This is a genomic window from Streptomyces sp. NPDC015661 (genome assembly GCF_043077765.1).
Classification (GTDB): Bacteria; Actinomycetota; Actinomycetes; order Streptomycetales; family Streptomycetaceae; genus Streptomyces.
Genome location: NZ_JBIBST010000002.1, coordinates 469,096 through 489,808, shown reverse-complemented (window position 1 = coordinate 489,808; position 20,713 = coordinate 469,096). Strand labels below are relative to the sequence as shown.

Annotated in this window: 18 protein-coding genes and 1 pseudogene; 11 read left to right on the top strand and 8 right to left on the bottom strand. The window is 70.1% G+C overall.

Annotated elements, in window-relative coordinates; all coding sequences use genetic code 11:
• Positions 1 to 49: 49 nt before the first annotated feature.
• From ACF07V_RS06850 to ACF07V_RS06830, 5 genes and pseudogenes are all read right to left on the bottom strand, one after another.
• Positions 50 to 988, bottom strand: coding sequence for an alpha/beta hydrolase (locus ACF07V_RS06850; RefSeq protein WP_392151834.1), 939 nt, complete (start codon positions 986 to 988; stop codon positions 50 to 52).
• The gene (locus tag ACF07V_RS06845) at positions 985 to 2,505 is read right to left on the bottom strand and encodes a flavin-containing monooxygenase (RefSeq protein ID WP_392151832.1); all 1,521 of its coding nucleotides are present in this window, start codon (positions 2,503 to 2,505) and stop codon (positions 985 to 987) included. Before ACF07V_RS06845 ends, ACF07V_RS06850 begins: the two co-directional genes overlap by 4 nt.
• A 74-nt stretch (positions 2,506 to 2,579) precedes the next feature.
• A pseudogene (locus tag ACF07V_RS06840) lies at positions 2,580 to 3,785 on the bottom strand (acyl-CoA dehydrogenase family protein); the annotation flags it as partial.
• A 2-nt stretch (positions 3,786 to 3,787) separates the two neighbouring features.
• Positions 3,788 to 4,831: a phosphotransferase family protein gene (locus tag ACF07V_RS06835; protein ID WP_392151830.1), complete on the bottom strand. Its 1,044-nt coding sequence runs from the start codon at positions 4,829 to 4,831 to the stop codon at positions 3,788 to 3,790.
• Positions 4,831 to 5,586 carry an SDR family oxidoreductase gene (locus ACF07V_RS06830; RefSeq protein WP_392151828.1) on the bottom strand — a complete coding sequence of 252 codons (756 nt, stop codon included), beginning with the start codon at positions 5,584 to 5,586 and terminating at the stop codon, positions 4,831 to 4,833. Before ACF07V_RS06830 ends, ACF07V_RS06835 begins: the two co-directional genes overlap by 1 nt.
• 238 nt (positions 5,587 to 5,824) lie before the next feature.
• Between ACF07V_RS06830 and ACF07V_RS06825 the strand changes: the two genes are divergently transcribed.
• The gene (locus tag ACF07V_RS06825) at positions 5,825 to 6,445 is read left to right on the top strand and encodes a TetR/AcrR family transcriptional regulator (RefSeq protein ID WP_392151826.1); all 621 of its coding nucleotides are present in this window, start codon (positions 5,825 to 5,827) and stop codon (positions 6,443 to 6,445) included.
• A gap of 214 nt (positions 6,446 to 6,659) precedes the next feature.
• On the opposite strand, the gene ACF07V_RS06820 is transcribed toward ACF07V_RS06825, so the two are convergent.
• Complete coding sequence (locus tag ACF07V_RS06820) at positions 6,660 to 8,195, bottom strand: class I adenylate-forming enzyme family protein (RefSeq protein ID WP_392151824.1); 1,536 nt, start codon at positions 8,193 to 8,195, stop codon at positions 6,660 to 6,662.
• 456 nt (positions 8,196 to 8,651) lie between these two features.
• Positions 8,652 to 8,975, bottom strand: a complete 324-nt coding sequence (locus tag ACF07V_RS06815) for a SpoIIE family protein phosphatase (RefSeq protein ID WP_392151822.1) — start codon at positions 8,973 to 8,975, stop codon at positions 8,652 to 8,654.
• A gap of 829 nt (positions 8,976 to 9,804) precedes the next feature.
• Here ACF07V_RS06815 and ACF07V_RS06810 point away from each other — a divergent pair.
• Positions 9,805 to 11,412 (top strand): transporter, encoded by a 1,608-nt coding sequence (locus ACF07V_RS06810; protein WP_392151820.1) that lies wholly within the window; start codon positions 9,805 to 9,807, stop codon positions 11,410 to 11,412.
• 345 nt (positions 11,413 to 11,757) lie between these two features.
• A complete protein-coding gene (locus ACF07V_RS06805) occupies positions 11,758 to 12,459 on the top strand; it encodes a DUF1345 domain-containing protein (protein WP_392151819.1) in 702 nt (233 codons plus the stop codon).
• A 183-nt stretch (positions 12,460 to 12,642) separates the two neighbouring features.
• On the opposite strand, the gene ACF07V_RS06800 is transcribed toward ACF07V_RS06805, so the two are convergent.
• Complete coding sequence (locus ACF07V_RS06800) at positions 12,643 to 12,951, bottom strand: hypothetical protein (RefSeq protein WP_392151817.1); 309 nt, start codon at positions 12,949 to 12,951, stop codon at positions 12,643 to 12,645.
• Between the two features lie 168 nt (positions 12,952 to 13,119).
• Here ACF07V_RS06800 and ACF07V_RS06795 point away from each other — a divergent pair, with 168 nt between their 5' ends.
• The 8 genes from ACF07V_RS06795 (at position 13,120) to ACF07V_RS06760 (ending at position 20,486) form a co-directional block, all read left to right on the top strand.
• Entirely contained in the window at positions 13,120 to 13,263 is a 144-nt protein-coding gene (locus tag ACF07V_RS06795; RefSeq protein WP_392151816.1) for a DUF6126 family protein, read from the top strand.
• A 286-nt stretch (positions 13,264 to 13,549) separates the two neighbouring features.
• A complete protein-coding gene (locus tag ACF07V_RS06790; RefSeq protein ID WP_392151814.1) occupies positions 13,550 to 14,818 on the top strand; it encodes a saccharopine dehydrogenase family protein in 1,269 nt (422 codons plus the stop codon).
• Positions 14,815 to 15,411, top strand: coding sequence for a TetR/AcrR family transcriptional regulator (locus ACF07V_RS06785; protein WP_392151812.1), 597 nt, complete (start codon positions 14,815 to 14,817; stop codon positions 15,409 to 15,411). The genes ACF07V_RS06790 and ACF07V_RS06785 overlap by 4 nt, the downstream gene beginning before the upstream one ends.
• A 3-nt stretch (positions 15,412 to 15,414) precedes the next feature.
• Positions 15,415 to 16,119 (top strand): transporter, encoded by a 705-nt coding sequence (locus ACF07V_RS06780; protein ID WP_392151810.1) that lies wholly within the window; start codon positions 15,415 to 15,417, stop codon positions 16,117 to 16,119.
• Positions 16,116 to 17,456: an NAD(P)/FAD-dependent oxidoreductase gene (locus ACF07V_RS06775; protein ID WP_392151808.1), complete on the top strand. Its 1,341-nt coding sequence runs from the start codon at positions 16,116 to 16,118 to the stop codon at positions 17,454 to 17,456. Before ACF07V_RS06780 ends, ACF07V_RS06775 begins: the two co-directional genes overlap by 4 nt.
• A gap of 303 nt (positions 17,457 to 17,759) precedes the next feature.
• Positions 17,760 to 18,656: a hypothetical protein gene (locus tag ACF07V_RS06770; protein ID WP_392151806.1), complete on the top strand. Its 897-nt coding sequence runs from the start codon at positions 17,760 to 17,762 to the stop codon at positions 18,654 to 18,656.
• Positions 18,657 to 18,761: 105 nt separating this feature from the next.
• Positions 18,762 to 19,130, top strand: a complete 369-nt coding sequence (locus ACF07V_RS06765; RefSeq protein WP_392151805.1) for a hypothetical protein — start codon at positions 18,762 to 18,764, stop codon at positions 19,128 to 19,130.
• An 81-nt stretch (positions 19,131 to 19,211) separates the two neighbouring features.
• The gene (locus ACF07V_RS06760) at positions 19,212 to 20,486 is read left to right on the top strand and encodes an MFS transporter (RefSeq protein ID WP_392151803.1); all 1,275 of its coding nucleotides are present in this window, start codon (positions 19,212 to 19,214) and stop codon (positions 20,484 to 20,486) included.
• The last annotated feature ends 227 nt before the right edge of the window (positions 20,487 to 20,713 follow it).

Here is a 20,713-nt window from a genome sequence, read left to right as displayed (position 1 = left end):
GGTGAGGAGGGGGAGGGGCGGACCGCGAGCGATCCGCCCCCCGTACCCGCTAGGCCCGGGGGCCCCTGTGCCGGGGCGGCCGGGCCGGGCCCAGAGCGCCCGAGAGGAAGGTGAGCTGGTCGGCGAGCGCCCGCTTCTGCCACGCCCCCTCGTACACGTCGAAGTGGTCGACGGGGTACTCGCGCAGCTGCGCCCGGGTGCCGGCCCTGCGGGCGGTGCGGCGTGCCGCGTCCGGTGGTGCCACGTGGTCGTGGGTTCCGACCTGCACGAGGAGCGGGCACGTCAGGCGTCCGGCGTGGGTGACGGGCCGGTTGAACCCGACCTCCAGGGCCGTGCGGGCGCGCACCTCGTTGCGGAAGGTCGGGCCGACGATCGTCGTGTGGATCGCCTCGGCGTCGGGTGTGTTCATCATCGCCAGGGTTCCCGGCGGTCCGATGATCGGCAGGAGGTGCGGAGCCCTTCCGCCCAGGGCACGGGCCGCGTCACGCAGCCCGTGCCCTGCCATGCGCAACAGCCGGCCGACCCCGGCGTGGCGCACGATCTGTGTGAGGGTCGCGAGGCCGTCCGTCGCGGGCGTCAGCGCGACGACCGCCGCGACGCGCCGGTCCTCGGCCGCGACCACGACGGCGTGACCTCCGGAGTACGAGGTCCCCCACAACACGATCCTGTCCGGATCGACGCCGGGCAGGCGCCTGGCGGCAGCGAGGGCAGCGCGGTAGTCCTGCCGCTGACGGCGGACCGAGACGTCCTGGCGGGGCGTTCCGCCGGAGTCCCCGAAGCCGCGGTAGTCGAAGACGAAGGCGTCGATCCCGGCGTCGGCGAATGCCTCGGCGTACCCCAGCAGGCCGCTGTCCCGGGTGCAGCCGAAGCCGTGGGCCATGACCACGCACGGCCGGCCGCCGGCGGTGGCCAGTTCGTCGGTCCTGGCCCGGATGTGCCAGGCGACGCAGCCGACGCCGTGGCTGGTGAAGGTGATGTCCGTCTTCATCGCGCCTCCTCCGTCGAAGCCGCCGGGACCGCCGGCCGGACGGCGGTGAACCTGAGCGCGCCGTCCTCGACCCCGCCGTCGCGCAGCCGCTCGACGTCCTTCTCGTAGGCCATCTCGACCGTCCAGGGGCCGCGGGTCCCGGCTCGCGGGAACGCGCCGACTCCCCGCTGGACGTAGTTCGAGGTCAGGTCCAGATAGGGCACCCGCTCCATGTGCGGATCGTTCAGGACCGGTTCGACGATGCCGTGCCCCTGCGCGTCCATGTGGTCGAGGAGCCGGCAGAAGTGTTCGCAGACCAGATCGACCTTGAGCGTCCAGGAGAGGTTCGTGTAGCCGAGGGCGAACACGAGGTTGGGCACGCCCGAGAGCATCATCGCCTTGTAGGCCGTCGTGTCGGACGGGCTCACCCGGCGTCCGTCGACACCCAACAGGACCTTGCCGAAGGGCGACATGATGAGACCGGTCGCCGTCACGATGACGTCGGCAGTCAGCTCCTGGCCCGACTTCAGCAGGATGCCCGTCTTCGTGAACCGGTCGATGTGGTCGGTGACCACCGAGGCCCGGCCGTCCGAGAGCGCCTTGAACAGATCGCCGTCGGGCACCATACAGAGGCGCTGCTCCCACGGGTTGTAGCGCGGGGTGAAGTGGGTGTCGACGTCGAAGTGCTTGGGCAGCTGCCGGCGCACGTTGGCGATCAGCAGCCTGCGCATCAGCTTCGGAGCGCGCATGGACGCCTTGAAGACCCCGCGCGTGAGTGCGATGTTCTTGCGCCGGACGATCTCGTGGGCGCGCCGGTGGCCGAGCAGCTTCCGCAGGGTCTGGGCGATCACGTCCTCGGCCGGCGCGGAGAACACGTAGCTCGGCGAGCGCTGCAGCATCGTGACGTGCCCGGCCTCGTCGGCCATCGACGGAATCAGCGTGACCGCCGTGGCGCCGCTGCCGATCACGACCACGCGCTTGCCCGTGTAGTCCAGGTCCTCCGGCCACTGCTGGGGATGGACCACCTGGCCCTGGAAGTCCTCGACACCGGCGAAATCGGGCGTGAAACCCGCGTCGTGGTCGTACATTCCGGTGCCCAGGAACAGGAAGCGCGCGGTGAACCGCACCTTCTTGCGGCTGCCGGACTGCTGGGCGGTGACGGTCCACTGTCCCTTCGACGAGGAGAAGTCCGCGCTGAGCACGCGGTGGCCGAAGCGCATGTGCTCGGCCAGTCGGTGCTCGTCGACCGTCCGCCGCAGGTAGTCGAGGATGAGGTGTCCGTCGGCGATCGACTTGCGATGGGTCCACGGTTGGAAGCCGAAGCCGAAGGTGGGCATGTCGGAGTCCGAGCGGATGCCGGGATACTGGAAGAGACTCCAGGTTCCGCCGATCTCCTCGCGCGCATCGAGGATCGCGAACGACGTGCCGGGGCGCAGGCTCTTGAGGTGGGAGGCCGCGCCGATGCCCGAGATCCCGGCGCCGACGATCAGCACGTCGAAATCCGCGGTGGCCGTCCGGCGGGTGGTCGTGTTCGTCACTGGAGCCCCCTGGGCACGGTGAGGGAGGGCTGTACGGCGTTGGTTCCCGCCGTACGGTCCTTGCCGGCGGCCCTGCGGCCGAGTTCGGCGCGGGCGAGCGCGTTCTTGTGTACTTCGTCGGGGCCGTCGGCGAATCGCAGCGAGCGGACTCCGGCGTAGGCGCGGGCGAGCGGGAAGTCCTGGGACAGGCCGCCGGCGCCGTGCGTCTGGATGGCCTTGTCGAGGATCCACTGCACCGTCCTGGGCGTGGCGATCTTGATGGCCTGGATCTCGGTGTGGGCGCCCTTGTTGCCGACCGTGTCCATCAGCCAGGCGGTCTTGAGGACCAGGAGCCGCAGCTGTTCGATCCGCACCCGGGACTCGGCGATCCAGTCGCGGATCACGCCCTGGCGGGCGAGCGGCTTGCCGAACGCGACCCGTTCCTCGGCGCGGTCGCACATCAGCTCGACGGCCCGCTCGGCGACGCCGATGAAGCGCATGCAGTGATGGATCCGGCCGGGCCCGAGACGGGCCTGGGCGATGGCGAACCCGCCGCCCTCCTCGCCGATGAGGTTCCCGGCCGGCACCCGCACGTCGTGGAACACCATCTCCGCGTGGCCGCCGTGGTCGTGGTCGTCGTACCCGAAGACCTCCATCGCGCGCCGGATCTCCAGACCCGGGGTGTCCCGCGGCACGAGGACCATCGACTGCCGGCGGTGCCGGTCGGCGTCGGGGTTCGTCCGGCCCATCACGATGAAGACCTTCGCGTTGGGGTTCATCGCGCCGGTGATCCACCACTTGCGGCCGTTGATCACGTAGTCGTCGCCGTCGCGGACGATCGACGTGGCGATGTTGGTGGCGTCGGAGGAAGCGACGTCGGGTTCCGTCATCGCGAACGCGGAGCGGATCTCGCCGGCGAGGAGCGGCTCCAGCCACTCCTCGCGCTGCGCCTCGGTGCCGAACATGGAGAGGACTTCCATGTTGCCGGTGTCCGGGGCGGCGCAGTTGAGGACGGCGGGGGCGAGTTCCAGGGAACGGCCGGTGATCTCGGCGAGGGGCGCGTACTGGAGGTTGGTCAGCCCGCCGCCCTCCTCGCCGGGGAGGAAGAGGTTCCACAGGCCGCGCCGCCGGGCCTCGGCGCGCAGCTCGCCGAGTACGGGGACCGAGTCCCAGGCCCAGCGGTCCGTCAGGTGCCCGAGCTGTTCCTCGAAGACCCCCTCGGCCGGGTGGATATGACTCCACATCAGGTCGAGCAGGTTCTCGCGGAGCATCTCGGTGCGCGGATCGAAGGCGAAGTGCATGGTCAGTGTTCCTTGAGTGCGGAGAGTCCGGCGTCGAGCAGGGGGCGGATCGCCTCGCCGATCCGGTCGAAGCCGGGGCCGACGGTCTGCCCGCCCAGGTGGCGGAAGTGGATGCCCTCGAGGATCGTGGCGATTTTGAAGGCCGCGAGGCCGAGGTGGAAGCCCAGGTCGCCGAGGTCGCGGTTGCTCCGGGCCTCGTACCGGGCGACGATCTCCGCCTCGGCGAGGAAGCCGGGGGCGTCTCCGGCGTCGGGGGCGATTTCGGGGCCGACGAGGCGGGCGAGCCGGGTGTAGAGCAGCATCAGCGCCAGGTCGGTGACCGGGTCGCCGACGGTGGCCATCTCCCAGTCGATGACCGCCCGGAGCCGGTCGTCTCCGTCGACCAGCACGTTGTCGAGCCGGAAGTCGCCGTGGACGATCCCGGGACGTGAGGCGGCGTCCGCGGCGGTGGCCCGCTCTTCCAGAGCGGCGTGCAGGGTGACGGCGTCCGGCAGGTCGCGCGTGTACGAGGCGGCCAACTGCCGCCGCCAGCGCGCGACCTGACGGGTGAGGAAGCCCTCGGGCCGTCCGAAGGCGCCGAGCCCGACCGCGCGCGGGTCGACCGTGTGAAGGTCGGCCAGGGTGTCCACGAGCGCACCGGAGATCCGCCGCACCCGCTCGGGCCCGAGCGGTGCCAGGTCGGCGGCCGTGCGGTACGGCCGGCCCTCGACCGCCTCCATGACGTAGAACTCGGCGCCCAGCACCTCGGTGTCGAGACAGAGGCCGTGCAGGTGCGGTACGGGCACGGGGGTGTCGGCGAGCGCCGACATCACCGCGTACTCGCGCCCCATGTCATGGGCCGTGGCAAGGACATGGCCCAGCGGCGGCCGTCGCAGGATCCAACTGGACCCGCCGTCGGAGAGTCGGTAGGTCAGATTGGACTTGCCGCCCGTGATCAGGGTGGCGGAGAGGGCCTCTGCCCGCGCCCGGGGCACGGCCTCCGCGAACCAGGGGCGCAGCCGGGTCAGGTCGATGCCCGGCGTCTCGTGCCGGTCGTGCAGACTCATCAGGCACCGCCGGCCACGGTGAGGCCGCCGTCGACGACCAGCGTCTGGCCGGTCATCCACGAGGCGTCGCCGGAGAGCAGGAACGCCACGGCGCTTCCGACGTCGCTGGGGATCCCGAGCCGCTTCAGCGGGTAGGCCGCCGCGACCTCGTCCTCCCGACCCTCGTAGAGCGCCGCGGCGAACCTCGTCTTCACCACGGCCGGGGCGACCGCGTTCACCCGGATGCGGGGTCCGAGCTCGACGGCGAGTGCCTCGGTGAGGTGGATGAGCATCGCCTTGCTGGCGCAGTACATCCCGATGTCGGGTGCCGCGCGGACGCCGCCGACGGAGGCGATGTTGACGACCGCGCCGCCGTGCTTGCCCATCCACGCCGCGTGGACCTTCTGGACCCACGACAGGGCGGAGACGCAGTTCACCTCGACGATGTTGCGGGCCACCCCGAGATCGAGGGCGATCAGCGGCCCGTAGACCGGGTTGATCCCGGTGTTGTTGACCAGCAGGTCGGCGCTGCCGAACGTGGCGATCGCCTGGGCGATCACCTCGTCCTGATGCTCGGTGTCGGCGGCGTGACCGGCGATGCCGAGGGCGTGGTCGGGTCCGCCGAGCGAGGCGACGGCCTCGGCCAGGACGTCCGGCTTGCGTCCGGTGATCACGACCTTCGCGCCTTCGGCGACGAGCCGTTCGGCGACGGCGAGCCCCAGCCCGCGACTGGCGCCGGTGATGATCGCGGTCTGCCCCGTGAATGTGTCGGCCATGGTTCCTTGCTCTTCCTCGAACTGGGATCGGACGTGTGAGTGGCGGCCGGCGCCGGCGCGATGTCCCGGGCGGCGCGTGTGCCGCTCCCGACGGCGCCGTCGATCCCTCCGATGCCGGGGGGCAGGGCCCCAGGGTGGGATTCGATATAGAATCGAGTTCGAGTTTAGAGTGTGTTCGGAGGGTGTCAACCTTGCGTGCGGGGTCTTGCGGGAGCCGTGACTGATACGATCTCGAATCGTGTTCGAGAAAAAGTTGACAACTCGGGCGTCGACTCGCCCAGCTGTGCAGCGCCGCGGCGTGCAACGGAGACGGGCCATCCTGGACGCCGCCGAGGCGCTGCTCGCCGAGCAGGGCTACGAAGCGGCCACCCTGAAGGCCGTCGGTGAGCGGGCGGGCATCCCGATCGCCTCCCTCTACCACTACTTCTCCGACCGTCATCAGGTCGACGCCGCACTCCTGCAGCGGCATCTGCCGGCGATCGAGGAGACCCTCGACGCGGCTCTGGAAGGCGCCGAGCTGCCTTCGCTGCGAGCCGCCGCGGATGCCGTCATCCACCCCCTGCGCGACTATTTCCGCCGGCACCGCAGCTGTGTCGAGCTGTGGTTCCCAGGGCGCGGCGAGACGGTGACCGCTGTCGTCCGGGAATTCGACGCCGCGCAGGCGGACCGGTTCTGGTACCTCATCGTCGAGCGCGGATTGGTGCCCGCCGATACGCCCCGATGCGCCGTGCAGCTCGCTTTCGAGGTGGGCAACCACCTCTTCGACATCGCGTTCCGGCAGTCACCGGCCGGCGACGACACCACGATCGAAGAAGCGGGACGCATGGTGGCCGCGTACTTCGAGACCTACGCCGCGTGAACGGTCTCACCACGACGCGCCGCGGCGGGGCCGGAGAAACCGGCCCCGCGAGAGGGCGTCCGCCCTGGTCTCCGTCGCCACCACGCGCGCGGCCGCGGTCGAGCGAGAGATCCGGCTGAGAGCTGAGGCGGCCGGCCGTGCTCCACCGCCACAAGGACGCCGCGCCGCGGCACACGCTCTCCCGGCCCGCCACGCCGGGCCGATGGGGGCGCCGCTAGCGCAGCGGAGCGCCCCAACGCACCTGCAGGCGCAGCTCGTTCTTCAGGAGCTTGCCGCCGGCATTGCGAGGCAGCGCCTGGGTGACGACCGCCGCGTACTGAGGCACCTTGAAGTCCGCGAGCCGCTGTCGGCAGTGTGCGACCACGGAGGCGATGTCGATCTCGCCCTGTTCGGCGAAGAGGACGGCACCGACCTTCTCACCCATGACGTCGTCGGGTACGGCGAGGACGGCGGCGTCGGCGACACCGGGTGCGGAGAGCAGCACGGCCTCGACCTCGACGCTGGAGATGTTCTCGCCGCCGCGGTTGATGATGTCCTTGACGCGGTCGACGATGTGGACGCGGCCGGCGTCGTCGACCCGGACGATGTCCCCGGTGTGCAGCCAGCCGTTGGTCATCGTCTCCGCCGTGGCCTCCGGCCTGCGCCAGTACCCGTTGGTCACCGTGACACCACGCACCACGAGCTCGCCCGTGGACGGGTCGTCACCGATCGGCACGATGCCGAGGTCGACCGACGGCACCGCGTACCCGACGGAGTCCGCGTGGTCCGCGGCGTCCTGGTCCGGAAGGACGGTGATCAGCGACGCCGTCTCCGTCATGCCGTAGCCGTTGATCACGGTGGCTCCGGGGAACGCCTCCTTCAGGGACCGCACGAGTGACGGCGCGATCGGAGCTCCGCCGTACGCCAGCCAACGCACCCCGGACACCTCGGCGTCGGCGAAGCTCGGATGGCGCAGCAGCAGGGAGTAGACCGCGGGCACCGTCACGACGAAGGAGATCCTCTCCGCCGCCAGCGCCGTCGTCAGCTGCGGCAGGTGGAGCGCGGGCATGATGACCGACGTGCCGCCGAGGTAGGCGGCGACCATGAACTGCGAGTTGCAGGCGGTCACGTGGAACAGCGGCACGGAGACGAGGGTGCGCAGCTCCGGTCCGACGTCGCGCGGAATGCCGAGACAGCGCACCAGGTTCTCGGCGTTGGTCACGAAGGCCTCGTGCGTGGTCGGCACGCCCTTGGGGCGCCCGGTCGTGCCCGAGGTGTAGAACAAGGCGGCCACGTCGGAGGGTTCCAGGTTCGCCGCCACGTACGGATGGCCGTCGGGGAGGGGAGTGCCGGCCGCCAGATCGACCTTCACGCCGGCGTCGCCGAGGACGAACTCCACTTCCGGCTGCGCCGACCGCGTGTTCACGGCCACCGCGATGCCGCCGGCCATCACCGTGCCCCAGAACGCGAGGGCCCAGTCCGTGCCGGCCGGATACCGGACGGCCACCCGGTCCCCCTGCGCAACGCCTTGGGCCCGCAGTCCGCCGGCGACGCGCGCGGCGCGCTCCCACAACTGGGCGTAGGTCAGCCGGAGCCCGCCGAGTTCGACGACGGCCTCGGTGTCGGGCCGGGTGTCGGCATGGGCGCGCAGCATGTCGACGAGCGTGGCGGGGACGTCCCCGAAGCGCAGGAGGCCGTCCGGGCCCCTGTCCAGATCCTTCCGCGGGAAGGGGTTGCGCGAGCGTGTGACGGGGATGACGGGACGGGGCATCTCGGCGGCTCCGGAGAATGACGTGTGCGGTCGGCGTGTGACGTGGGGGGTACAGGCGACCAGGGCATCGCCGTGACTTGACCTCCCTGGTACGGGGTCGCGGCGATGCCCTGGTCAGGGTCGAGTCGGAGCGTCCCTAGTGCGGCGACTCGACGTCTTCGTGGCGCGGTGTGTGCCCACGCGCCTCAGGGCGGTAGGGAAACCCTCGCGTTCGGAGAGGCCTTGGGGACGAGTACACCGAGGCATACGTGTCCGGCCGTTCCGGTTCCGGTACGGGACGCGTGATCACAGGTGTCATCAGCTTCCCCGTTCCGTTTAGTCGATCTGGAATCGAGTTTGATAACCGGAAGGAGTGATGTCAAGAGGGGCGACCGGGAGCGTGCCGCCGCCCCGGGTGGACCGGGTCCTCCGCGCACACGTGTGCCCTATTCCGAGGCGATCTCCTGCCCTCCGACGTCACGTGACGCCCTGCGACGCCATTGCCGCCGCCGCTCTCGGGAAGTCCGCGAGTTCGTCGGGCATGAGGCCGACGTCCGCGAACGGGCGCACGGCCATCCGCAGGCGGCCCATGGAGGCGGCGGCGCGCAGTCCGTGTCCGACGACATCGCCCGCGAGGAGGGGGTGCGGGCGGGCTCCGATGCGATCGGATAGGCGAACGTACGGTGCGGGTCGGCGTGCTTCCGGTCCGTCGGCTCGCCTCGTTGGCCAGGAGGAGCCGCCGCTGCAGTCGGTGGTCGCGTTCCTCCAGGTAGGCCGCGACGACTGGGTCGGTGCCGCCATCTCGGCCGCGTCGAGGCCGCGCTCGAGCAGGGTTGGAACCGCGGTGACGTGCGTGGCCGCCTCTTCGGAAGTGAGGGCGGTGAGGTCCGGGAGGGCACGAGCGCTGGGTGGTTGGCGGTACGCGTTCCATCATGCGTAAACTCAAACCCGATTCGATATCGACACCCGCTTCGAATCGGCACTCCTGCCTGCCTCCCCGCTGGCTCCGCCCGACCGGCCGGCCGCGGGCACGGCCTGTCCCGGTCCAGCTCCACGCGAGCGACGAGGGACCGGGCCGAGGGCCGGCGCTCGCCCGGCGCACTCAGGAAGCCCGACGATTCCGTCCGGCCCGTTCGAAGGTTGCGCCCCACGGCCCGGGCTGCCACGCCGCTCCCACCGTGACGTCCCGAAGATGACCGCCGGCCCTGGGCTCGCGACGGTCCCGCTTCGCATGCCGTCACCCACCCACCACCCTCACCACCGGAGGTTTTCGTGCGCTTCTCGTCGATGCCGACCCCACCGGCCCGCCCGCCCTCGCCGCGGTGGGGAGACGGATCCGAGGGCGCCGCCCGGCAGGTCCGGCGGGCGTTCGTGACCGTGAACGCGGTGCCACTCGCCATCGGTGTCGCGCTGTCGTGCTCCACCGCGCTCTCGGGAGTCCGCGTATACGGGCGACTCACGGTCGGCGTCGTATGGGGCGCCCTGCAACTGGTCGTCTTCCTCGCCAGTGTGTGGTGGTACGAGGACCGGTCCACGAGGCTGTGCGCCTCCGCCGAGCGGTCACTCGGCCCTGACCTGCCGTCGGCCGGGCCTGCCGGCGCGCCTGCCACGCGAGAGGGATGGTGATCCGGTGGCGACGCCGCTCCTCTTGGGCCCGGGTGGACTCGACCCCGTGGGCTCGGCCGCCCGGGGCCCCGTGATCAGTGCGTTCCTGATCTTCATCGGCCTGTGCCTGCTGTGGATCTTCACCCTGGCCAGCCAGGAGGACCGCGCGGAGAGCCTCTACACGGCCGACCGGTCGCTCTCGCCGGTCTTCAACGGCTTCGCCCTGGCGGGCGAATACATCACGGTCGTCACCCTGTTCGTGGGCTCAGGAGCGATCGCCCTCTTCGGCTACGACGGGTTCGGGTCCGCCGTCGACAGCGTCATCGCCTTCGGCGTCCTGCTGCTCCTTGCCCGCAAGATCCGCGACAGCGGCAGTCACACACTCGGCGACCTCTTTTCCCTGCGGGCGTCAGGGCAGGCCCCGCGCACGGCGGCGACCGTGGTGACGCTCGCCATCACGATGCCGCTGCTCATGGTGCAGCTGCGAGCCGCCGGCATCAGCGCGGCCCTCCTGATCGGCATGTCGAACGACGCGGCCCAGGTGGCCTGCACGGTCCTGATGGGCTGCCTCGTCGCCTGCTTCGCCGGGGTGGCGGACCTGAGGGGCACCAGCTTCGTACAGGTCGTCAAGGTGCCGGTCACGTTGGTGACGCTCGCGGTGGTCACGCTGCTCGCCCTGCGGAAGTTCTCGTGGAGCCCCGTCAGCCTGCTGTCGGCCGCCGTGGAGCGGAGCACTGATCCGGACCGATACCTGGGCCGGGGGCTCTGGGCGCACACGGCAGGCCTCGGGACGCTGAACACGATCAGCGACCACACGGTCGTGATCCTCGGCATGGCGATGATGCCGCACCTGATCCTCCGTATCGCCGCATCGCGGAACGGACAGTCGGCACGACGGTCCACGAGTATCGCCGTGGGGCTGACGGGTGCCTTCTACATCCTCTTGATCACGACCGGATTCGCCGCCGCGGCGGTGGTGGGCAGTGAGGTGATCAGCGGGATCGACGCGAACGGCCAAGCGGCTCCGATCCTCCTCGCGTCGGGTGTCCTCGGCCAGGCATCAACCGCCCGCGTGGTCCTCATCACCCTGATGGCGTGCGTCGCCTTCCTCGCCGTGCTGACAGCCGTGACCAGCGTGACCTTCGCCGCCGCGGTCTCCCTCACGCGGGACGTCCTTGCCCGGACCGGGCGCCCTCTCGTCGACACCGGGCAGGTGCGGGCCCTTCGCGCCACCGTTGTCGTCCTGTGCCTGGGCGGCCTGTCGCTGTCCGCGGCCGTCCACCAGTATCCGGTGGAGTTCCTGGTCACCTTCTCGCTGGGCGTCGCGGCGACGTGTGTCTTTCCCGCGCTGATCTACTCCTTCTTCTGGCGGGGGTTCAACCGCCAAGGGCTGCTGTGGTCCGTGTACGGCGGACTTCTGCTCTGCGTGGTGCTCACCGTCTGCTCACCAACCGTCGCCGGGACCGCGTACGCGCTGTGGCCGGACGCGACTTTCGACTGGTATCCGTTCCATACGTCGGGCGTGGTCTCCGTCCCGGCGGCCTTCTTCCTCGGGTGGCTGGGGAGCACACGGTCGCGGGCGAATGCCGAGCGCGGCTCCCAGGAGGAGGCGTACGAAAACGTGAAGAGATAGGTAGCGGCGCGCGGGGCGTACGCGTCACCCACGCGACCCCGCTGGGGCGCTCGCCGGTTCGGGGGTGCACCGCTTCGGTCTCGTAGAGCGGGCCGAGGAACTGGGCGAGCGGTGTTCCTGCTCGACCCCTTCGCCCCGGCCGACGTCGCCGCGCCGGCCCGCGTCCGTGGCGGAGGGCGCGGATCTGCTCGGCGTAGCGCCCCCGCTGAGGGACGGTCGGGGCACCCCTGCCGGACGACACCCCTGCCGCACGACACCCCGCCGCGCAGCGACGATGGCCCGTCGCGATGCCGTAGCTTCGTACTTCGACCTGGTCGGAAGCCGAATGTCCTGGGGAGTTCGTCCGTGCAGCAGCCGCGTTCCGAGCGCCCCCGTCGGAATCGGTGGCTCTCCGAGCGGCGCCGATCGGCGGTCGCCGGCGTCATCGCCGCAGGCACGGCGGCTCTTCTTCTCGGCGCTGACAGCAGCTGGGCACAGATCTCGGGGGCGGACGTCTGCGTGCTGCTCCTGCTCGCCTACCTCTTGCCCTATCTCCTGATCACGGTGATCGCCTTCTCGACCGCATCGCCGGACCGCGTGGGCACCTGGGCCCGCCGGGAGACGAGGGGCACGGTCCTTCAGCGGTACGTGTACGGCACGGCGCCCGGACCTGGGGTGTCGATCTTCATCTCGGGTGCCGCGCTCGTGGTGGCCGTGGTGTGGCGACCCGGGCACATCGGCTCGGCGTACGAACCGGGTGCCCGGGCGGCGGTGGCACTCGTCCTGGTCGGCCTGGCCTGGATCTGTGTCGCCGTCTCCTTCGCGGTTGCCTTCCAGGCCGACAACCTCGTGGAGGACGGACGGGCGTTGGACTTCCCCGGCGAGGGGGACCCTCTCTGGGCCGACTATGTGTACTTCGCCTTGTCGGTCATGACGACGTTCGGTACGACGGACGTCGACGTGACGTCCCGGGAGATGCGTCGGACCGTGACGGCCAACGCGATCATCGCGTTTGTCTTCAACACCGTCACGGTTGCCAGCCTCGTCTCCGCCCTGGACAGCATCTGACGAGCCCGGGGGGGCCCGCATCCGATGTGCGACGAGCCGGACTGCGTCGGCGACGATCCGGGCGACGACGTCATCGAAACCATGTTCTGGGGGCCGCTCGTGACGTTCTGACGGGTCACGGCCGACCTCCCGTTCGCCACCGGGATGCTCGACAGCCTCGTGTCGCCGGACGGAACGGAGGGTTCAGACCCGCTCCCACCATCCAAGGGCCAGGACGACGCCCTTCTTCGCCGAGCATCCCCACGTATGCCCCCGGAGGGTGAAGAAGGCCGAGGAGAACATGGCCGAGGTGGCGGTCAGCGCGATGATGGCGACGCCGAACTGCCAGGAGATGAAGAAGCCGAGCAGCAGGGCGGGGATGAGCATGATCAAGCACCCGATGAGCGCCTCGCGGAGAACCCGGTTCCAGCTCGCCCTCTGCCACGCCCTCGCTCTGCCGGAGTACCCCTGGAGGCGGACGTGCCGAGTGCTGCCGCAGGCTTCGGTGTTCATCGCGGCGCCTCCTCGAAGGTGTGGCCGTTCCCGCCGTCGTCGTGGCGGGCCGGGCGAGGGGCAAATTAGATATCGAATCTAGTTCGAGTTTAGGGTGTGGCGGCGAGGGCCGCAAATTGAACCGGAGGCCCTGCGTCGTCCGTACTCAACCCAGGGAGGGGAGCTGTCATGAGCAGCGAAGACCACGACACGGGCCGGACGGCCGAGCGGTGGAAGGCGAAGGGCGTCGCCCTGCGAGTGTTCTTCTACGTTTTCGGTACGTACGTGTTCCTCGACGTGGTGGGCCTGCTGGGCGCGCACGCCCAGAAGTAGCCGGGGGCCCAGGAGCGCGCCCTGGCGTGCCGAGCCGGCCTCCGGCGCCCGAGGCGACCGTGGAGGCAGGCACGCAGGCGGGCAGGCAGGCGGGCAGGCGAGCGGCGCGGAGCCGCGACGCACGCGGCCCCGCACCCTGCCGTAGCCCGGGCGCACGGCGAGGTCCCCCAGGTGGCCCTCACCCCATGCCCTCACTCGCCCCCGTGATCACTGGATCGACCCCGCCGCCGAATCTCACTTACACGTTGTCATTGACGTCGTGTAAGTGGAGCCCTAGCCTCTCCCCATGACGACGCAGAAGAGGATTGTCTTCATTGGTGCGGCGGGCGATATGTGTCGAGTCGCGATCGAGCGATTTGCCGAAGCCGCCGGGGGCGCCGACTGGAAGCTGGAGCTGTACGACATCCGGCCCGACGCCCTTGACGCACTGGTCGCGAGCCTGCCCCCAGGGTCGGCGAGCTCAGGGTCCTTCGACCTGTTCAACCCGGTTGCCCTCCGTGCGGCCATCGAGGGAGCCGCACTCGTCGTGCTGGGTGCCGGGCCGTACATCCGCACCGCGGAGCCGGTCATGGAGGCGTGCATCGAGAAGGGGGTTCCCTATCTTGATCTCGATGACGACGAGGCCAGCACGCGAGCGGCGATGGAGCTGGATGCGGAAGCGAGGGCGGCCGGCGTTCCGATCTTCGTCGGTTGTGGCGCGTCCCCCGGGCTCACCAATGTGATGGCTGCGGACGCGGCCCGCGACATGGACAGCGTCGACCGGATCGACGTGGGCTGGGCGACCGGCGACGAGGGTCCGGTCGAGTTCGGGCGGGCCGTACTGGATCACGCGATCCGAGGCTTCGCCGGACCGTGCCAGACCTGGGAGAACGGACGGGCCGTCACTCACCAGACGTTCGTGGAGTCGGATGTGTTCGACCTGGGCGGTTCGTTCGGCTCCGCGTATCGGCTGTACGAGTGCGCGCATCCGGAGGCGGTGACCATGCCGCGACGGTGGCCCGGTGCGGACCGGATCCGTGTCCTGGGGGCGCTCGACCCGGCGCCTGTCAGCGGCGTCATGCGCGGTGTCGCCGTAGCAGTGGAGGAGGGCAAGATCTCGATGGATCAGGCCATCGACTTCGTCAACGACGTCGTCACCGACAAGCCGGGCTCGCCGAAGGTCTGGCGCTACGCCCTCGCGGGGCTGTGGGGATCGATCCGCCGGGGCGAGATCGCCGTGGGCGAGGTGCTGAAGTACTTCGCGGCCGCGGCGCGCAAGAAGCACCCCGACTTTCGCGGGATCAACTACGTGCGGGTGACCGGAAAGCGCGACGGAAGGAAGGTCGTCTCGATCCGTCGCATCCCGGTCAGCGGGCCGGGCACACCATGGACGAGCATGGCGGCGGGAACCGGATCGGCGACCGCGGCGTTCATGATGCTCGCGGTCGACGAACTGGGCGACATGGCAGGCGTCCTCGCGCCGGAGGACTGGGCGAACCCGGAGCGGTTCTACGCGGCGATGGCGCGGACCGGCCGGACGACGGTCGACCAGGTCGTCGAGGCGGTGAAGGCATGAGCCGGCGCCCGAAGCACGACCCCAAGGAGTCGGAGCGCGAGATCCTCGACGCGGCGGAGGCCTTTCTCCGGGAGCGGCCGTTCCGGAAGATGACGGTGGACGCGGTCATGAGCCGGACCGGGCTCAAGCGGCCGGCCTTCTACGCCCACTTCCGCGACCGCCACGACCTGGCGCTCCGCGTCGTCGAGGAGCTCGGCCTCGAGCTCGGTGCGATGATCGACCGGTGGCTGACGGGTGTCGACCTGGCCACCGACGCCAAGTCGGCGTTCCAGGGCCTGGCCGAGGTCTACGCCAAGCACGGCCCCGTACTCCGGGCGCTCTCGGAAGCGGCCGGCAGCGACGACAAGGTCGAGGCCGCCTACAACGCCCTGGTCCAGCGATTCATCGACGCGACCACCCAGCGCATTTCCGAAGAACAGGCCGCGGGGCTGGTCAAGGCGGATCTCGACGTCGAGGAGACGGCCCGCGCCCTGGTCTGGATGGACGAGCGCTATCTGACGCAGGCCTTCTCGAAGGAGCCGCACCCGGAGATCCAGCGCGTCGTCGCCGTCCTTTACAACATCTGGTTCTCGGCGCTGTACGGAGGGGATTGAGCCATGAAGGAAGTGATCTTCATATTGGCCGACCTGTGGATGGTCTTCGCGGGGTTCTTCTGTGGATGGAGGTTCCTCCGGCAGTACGGCAACCACCTGCTCGGCCTGGAGTGGATGATCGTCGGTACCTCGGGCGTCAACTTCCTGATCTGGGCGCTCCGTGGCGGGGACGTCACCGATCCGCAGAGCATGCTGGTGTCCTTCTTCGACGCGTTCTCCCGAGGGGTGGGCATCACCCTCATCCTGATCATGGGTCTGCTGCGGGTGACCCATCGGTACAAGCCGGGTCCGGTGGTCGACATCGGAGCGTTCGTCCTCGCCACCTCGGCCGGCCTCTACCTCATGCGGTTCGGCGGCCATGGGTTCTCCCTGGGCCCGGCGACGTTCTTCGTCGTCGTCAACGCGCTGACGACGCTGTTCCTGATCTATTTCACGTGGCGCGTCTGGAACACGGGCGCCAGAGGTCCGGCCGTCGGTACGGCGCTCGCAACCGCGGCGGGATCCGTCATCGCGATCACCTACGACTTCTTCCCGCTTCCCGGCGACGACGCGCACCGCACGATCTTCGCCGCCGCCGCGCTGGCGACCTGGGGCACGCAACTGTTCGTGTACTTCCTTGCTTATCGCGCGATGGAGAACCACAACCGGGCAACCGAAGCCGGGGCTGTCCCGATGTCACTGAGCACGGCAGGAGGGCAGGGGAGATGAAGACCGACAACGTGGAGTACTCGACCTTCAGCGGGTGGGTCGATGAGCCGGCGGACGTCCTCCCGGCACTGGCTGAAGACCTCGCCTGCGACGTCGCCGTCTTCGGCGGTGGCCTCGGTGGCATGATGACCGCCCTGCGGCTGGCGGAGCGCGGTCAGGACGTGGTGCTCCTGGAAGCGGAGTTCTGTGGGCACGGCTCCAGCTCGCGCAACGCGGGGCAGTTGGCGAGTGCTCCCGGTGGCGACCTCCAGCTCCTGAACCTGCTGTACCGCAAGAAGATGCCCGGCATGGTGCGGCTCTCCGAGAACGCCGCTCGCTTCGTCGAAGACCTCATCGACACCCACGAGATCGACTGCGACTACGAGCCGGTGGGCAACTGCTTCGCCGCCGTGTCGCGCGGGCAGATGGGCCGGGTGCGTCGGGTGGCCAAGATCCTGCGGGGCGTCGGCGCACACGTCGAGGTGGGCACGAGTGCGGAGCTCGGCATCCCCCGCGGGTTCGTCGGCGGGATGCGCGAGGTCGTCGGGGGGATGATGAACCCCGGCAAGTTCAGCCGCGGCGTCCGGACGGTGCTGCTGGCCTCCTCGGCTCGGGTCTTCGAAGGGACGAAGGTCACCGACGTCACCCGGGACGACGGTCGAGTCGTGCTCTCCACCCCGCGTGGCGCGGTGCGGGCGAACAAGGTCGTGCTGGCGACGAACGCGTTCGCGGGGGAGTGGGAGATCACCCCCAGGAACGTCTCCGTCCCCATCTGGATCATCGAGGTGGAAACGGAGCCGATCGACGAGGACCGGCTGGCTGCGCTCGGCTGGACCAGCCGGTCAGGGGTCGTGACGCAGCACAACATCATGGAGAACTACCGCCTGACCTCGCGCAACACCATCGTCTTCGGCGTCCGGAGGCTCGAGCGGGGAACGACGTTCCCGCTGCCCGCGAAGAAGCCGGATCCGGGACTCGTCGACGAACTCGCGACGGCCTTCGCGACGAGGTTTCCGGCTCTCGCGGACGTCGCCGTCGAGCGTGCCTGGGGTGGGTGGATCGCCATCACCTCGTCCTTCCTTCCGCTCGCGGGCCAGGTCGGCGACAACACCTTCTACTCGGTCGCCTGCAACGGTCACGGGCTGGCACAGGCACCGTATGTGGGCTCGCTCATCGCCGACATGATCGTCGACGGCCACCGGCACGACGACCTGGAACTCCTGTGGACGCGGAGGTCGAAGTTCCCTCCCGCCGTGGCGCTGGGGCGGCTGGGCGTGCGCATGATCTGGGCGGTCGACCGCTGGAACGACCTGTTCAACGGAAGCCGTCGCCGTGCGCGACGGGCGCCCGCAGCGTGAACCGACCGGCGTTCGGGCCACCGGGTCCGAACGCCGGTCGGGCGATGAGCAGCGGCCGCATCGCGTTGAGGCACTGACAGTGACGCAGCGTGGTCGTCGAGATCGTCGCCGGTGTGCCGTCGGACTGCTTGTGCGGGGCAGATCACGGCACGGATTCCGCGTCGGCGGACGTGTCCCGGCAGGTGCCGGTGAGTCCCTCGCGAGATTTCACCCATCGAGCGGAATACCCCCAGGGGGTATATGGTTGTGATCGTCGTCCTGAACGGAAGACGTCACGAGACGCATCACACCGATGGAGACGCCATGAGGAATCACTCGGGTCACGACCAGACCAACCACGCTGCCCACGGTGCCCACAGTGCCCACGCCGCCCATGCCGCCCACGGTGCCCACGCTGCCCACGGCGGAGCCCGGCCCGGTGGGCTGTCGGTCGCCGAGGACGGCTACACCCTTGAGCTCGACTCGACGATCCTCACCGCCGGCGTGCAGCCGGTCAGCTTCCGCGTGATCGGCCCCGACGGTCAGGCGGTGACCGAATTCCAGCCCGAGCACGAGAAGGAACTGCACTTCATCGCCGTCCGGCGTGACACGGCCGGCTTTCAGCACGTGCACCCGGTGAGGGACGAGAAGGGCACCTGGAGCGTCGAGCTGACCCTGGAACCGGGGGACTGGAGGTTCTTCGCGGACGTCCATCCGGTCGGCCACGACGGCACCCTGACGCTGGGGATCGATGCCGCGGTCGCCGGGGCGTACGACCCGAGGCCGCTCCCCGAGGTCACCGGGATCGCGCAGGTGGGCGAGTACACCGTCGCCCTCGACGGCGAACTCCTGCCCGGCGAGGCGAGCGAACTGACCCTCACCGTCAGCAGGAACGCACAGCCCGTCACGGACCTGCAGCCCTACCTGGCCGCGTACGGGCATCTGGTGGCACTGCGGGTCGGCGACCTGGGCTACCTGCACGTCCACCCGGAGGGCGCCCCCGGTGACGGCACCACCGCGCCGGGTCCCGAGATCGCCTTCATGGCGGTCGCACCTTCGGCCGGCACCTACCGCCTGTACCTGGACTTCCAGCACGGCGACGTCGTCCGGACGGCCGAGTTCACGGTACGCACCACCGCGACCACATCCCGCTCGGACAGGGCGGCCCAGGCCGCACCGGAGCACGCGAGCCACCACCACGGCCACCACGCACACCACTGACCACATGCACCACTGTTCGGCTGCCGCCGCACACGGCCCGGCCGGGGGCGCCCGACCCGCCGAGTCCCACCGTGCTCGGCGCATACCCGCACCGGAAGGAGCGTCATGCCCGTCCTGACCCGACGCACGCCCGACACAGCGGACGATGCCTCGCGCAGCTTCCTCGCCGACCTCGCCGACCTGGTCTCCCGCCCTCGGTCGATCGGCGTCACGGCCTCCGCGACGGCGCACTCGCCGGCCATACCCGGTGGCTACCTCCGGCTCGGCCGGGCCATGGGACGAACCGATCTCGACCGCAGGAACAGCGAACGGACCTCGATCACCGTCCGGGTCCTGAGGGGTCGCCGACTGTGTCTCCGCGCGACGACCGACGCCGTCGGCACCGTCGCATTCCGCGTGCTCGCATTCAGCATCCTCACCGGCGCCTTCAACCTGCTCGCCGGCCTCACACCGGGGAGCGAGACCGGTGCGTAGAGACACCCCCGCCTGTGTTCGCGGGGCACGGCCGCCGCCCCGGGGCCGTGCCCCGCCGCATGGATACGGAAGGAACCCGCCATGCGTCTGTTCGCCATCCGCGACTACCGCCACCTGTTCAGTGCCCAGGTGATCGCCCTGTTCGGTACGGGTCTGACCACCGTGGCCCTCGGGCTGCTCGCGTACGACCTCGCCGGCCCCCGTGCCGGCATGGTCCTCGGTACCGCCCTGACCATCAAGATGGTCATGTACGTGGTCATAGCTCCTCTGGCTGCCGCGTACGTCGACCGGCTCCCCAGGAGAACGCTCCTGGTCGTCCTCGACGTGGTCCGCGGTGCGGTGGTCCTGGCACTGCCGCTGATCAGCGAGGTCTGGCAGATCTACGTCCTGATCGGCCTGCTCCAGGCGGCCTCCGCGGCGTTCACCCCGACGTTCCAGGCGGTCATCCCCGCCATCGTCACCGACGAGTCCGACTACACGCGTGCCCTGTCCGCCTCGCAGGTCGCCTCCACCATGGAGAGCCTGCTCAGCCCCGTGCTGGCAGCCGTCGCCCTGACGTTCATGAGCTTCAACTGGCTGTTCCTGGGCACCTCCGCCGGATTCCTCGTCTCCGCCCTGCTCGTCCTGTCGACGCGCATCCCCGACGCCTGCCCCAGTACCCACACCAGGGCATGGGACAGAGCCACATCAGGGATCAGGACCTTCCTCTCGACACCCCGGCTGCGCGGCATCATGGCGCTCAATCTCGTGGTCGCGACGGCGGGATCGATCGTCGTCGTCAACACCGTCAACCACGTCCGTGACGAGCTCGGCGGCTCGCGGGCGGACGTCGCCTGGATGCTCGCCGCCTCCGGCACCGGAACCCTCCTCGCCGCGCTCGTACTGCCCCGCGTACTCGACCGGATCACCGCCCGCACCGTCATGACGACCGGCGCCGGAGTCCTGGTCGGCGGCACGACCGCCGCGGCGACGCTCGTTGCGGCAGGCCTCATCACGTGGACCGGTACGGCGATCATCTGGACCGTGATAGGCATCGGCATGGCACTGATCATCACCCCGACCGGCAAAGTCCTGCGCGCCTCCGTCGGACGGGACGCGATCCCCGAGACGTTCGCGGCCCAGTTCTCCCTGTCGCACCTGGCCTGGCTGATCACCTACCCCATCGCGGGCTGGCTCGGCAGCAACGGGGGCTTCGCCGTCACCTGGTCCGTCCTCGCGGTCCTTGCCGGAGCGGGCACGGCCAGCGCCCTCCTCCTGTGGCCGCGCCACGACGGACGAGCAGCCGTGACGACTCTGCCGACGCCCGCCCGACACACCCTCCGGACGGACCCCTCCACCCTGTCCAAGGCCGCGTGAAGGACCGTGCGCGCCACCTGGCCGCCGTACCGCCCCGCGCGGCCGGCGGCCCACGGCGTCTCAACGCGTCGCGTCAGCGCGCACGGCCCCGCCGGGTACTCTCCGGTCGATCTCGGGGGTGAGGCGGCAGGCATGATGTCGTCGTGATCGGCTTCGAGATTGTGAACTCATGGTCGGCGAGTGCCTCGTGCCCGTCGCGGACGGCAATCTCGTACATCCACCGGCCG

Coding starts and splice junctions, on each gene's coding strand:
- ACF07V_RS06850 (WP_392151834.1), bottom strand. CDS start 988: ATGAAGACGGACATCACCTTCACCAGCCACGGCGTCGGCTGCGTCGCC.
- ACF07V_RS06835 (WP_392151830.1), bottom strand. CDS start 4,831: ATGAGTCTGCACGACCGGCACGAGACGCCGGGCATCGACCTGACCCGG.
- ACF07V_RS06830 (WP_392151828.1), bottom strand. CDS start 5,586: ATGGCCGACACATTCACGGGGCAGACCGCGATCATCACCGGCGCCAGT.
- ACF07V_RS06820 (WP_392151824.1), bottom strand. CDS start 8,195: ATGCCCCGTCCCGTCATCCCCGTCACACGCTCGCGCAACCCCTTCCCG.
- ACF07V_RS06815 (WP_392151822.1), bottom strand. CDS start 8,975: ATGGCGGCACCGACCCAGTCGTCGCGGCCTACCTGGAGGAACGCGACC.
- ACF07V_RS06800 (WP_392151817.1), bottom strand. CDS start 12,951: ATGAACACCGAAGCCTGCGGCAGCACTCGGCACGTCCGCCTCCAGGGG.
- ACF07V_RS06795 (WP_392151816.1), top strand. CDS start 13,120: ATGAGCAGCGAAGACCACGACACGGGCCGGACGGCCGAGCGGTGGAAG.
- ACF07V_RS06790 (WP_392151814.1), top strand. CDS start 13,550: ATGACGACGCAGAAGAGGATTGTCTTCATTGGTGCGGCGGGCGATATG.
- ACF07V_RS06785 (WP_392151812.1), top strand. CDS start 14,815: ATGAGCCGGCGCCCGAAGCACGACCCCAAGGAGTCGGAGCGCGAGATC.
- ACF07V_RS06780 (WP_392151810.1), top strand. CDS start 15,415: ATGAAGGAAGTGATCTTCATATTGGCCGACCTGTGGATGGTCTTCGCG.
- ACF07V_RS06775 (WP_392151808.1), top strand. CDS start 16,116: ATGAAGACCGACAACGTGGAGTACTCGACCTTCAGCGGGTGGGTCGAT.
- ACF07V_RS06770 (WP_392151806.1), top strand. CDS start 17,760: ATGAGGAATCACTCGGGTCACGACCAGACCAACCACGCTGCCCACGGT.
- ACF07V_RS06765 (WP_392151805.1), top strand. CDS start 18,762: ATGCCCGTCCTGACCCGACGCACGCCCGACACAGCGGACGATGCCTCG.
- ACF07V_RS06760 (WP_392151803.1), top strand. CDS start 19,212: ATGCGTCTGTTCGCCATCCGCGACTACCGCCACCTGTTCAGTGCCCAG.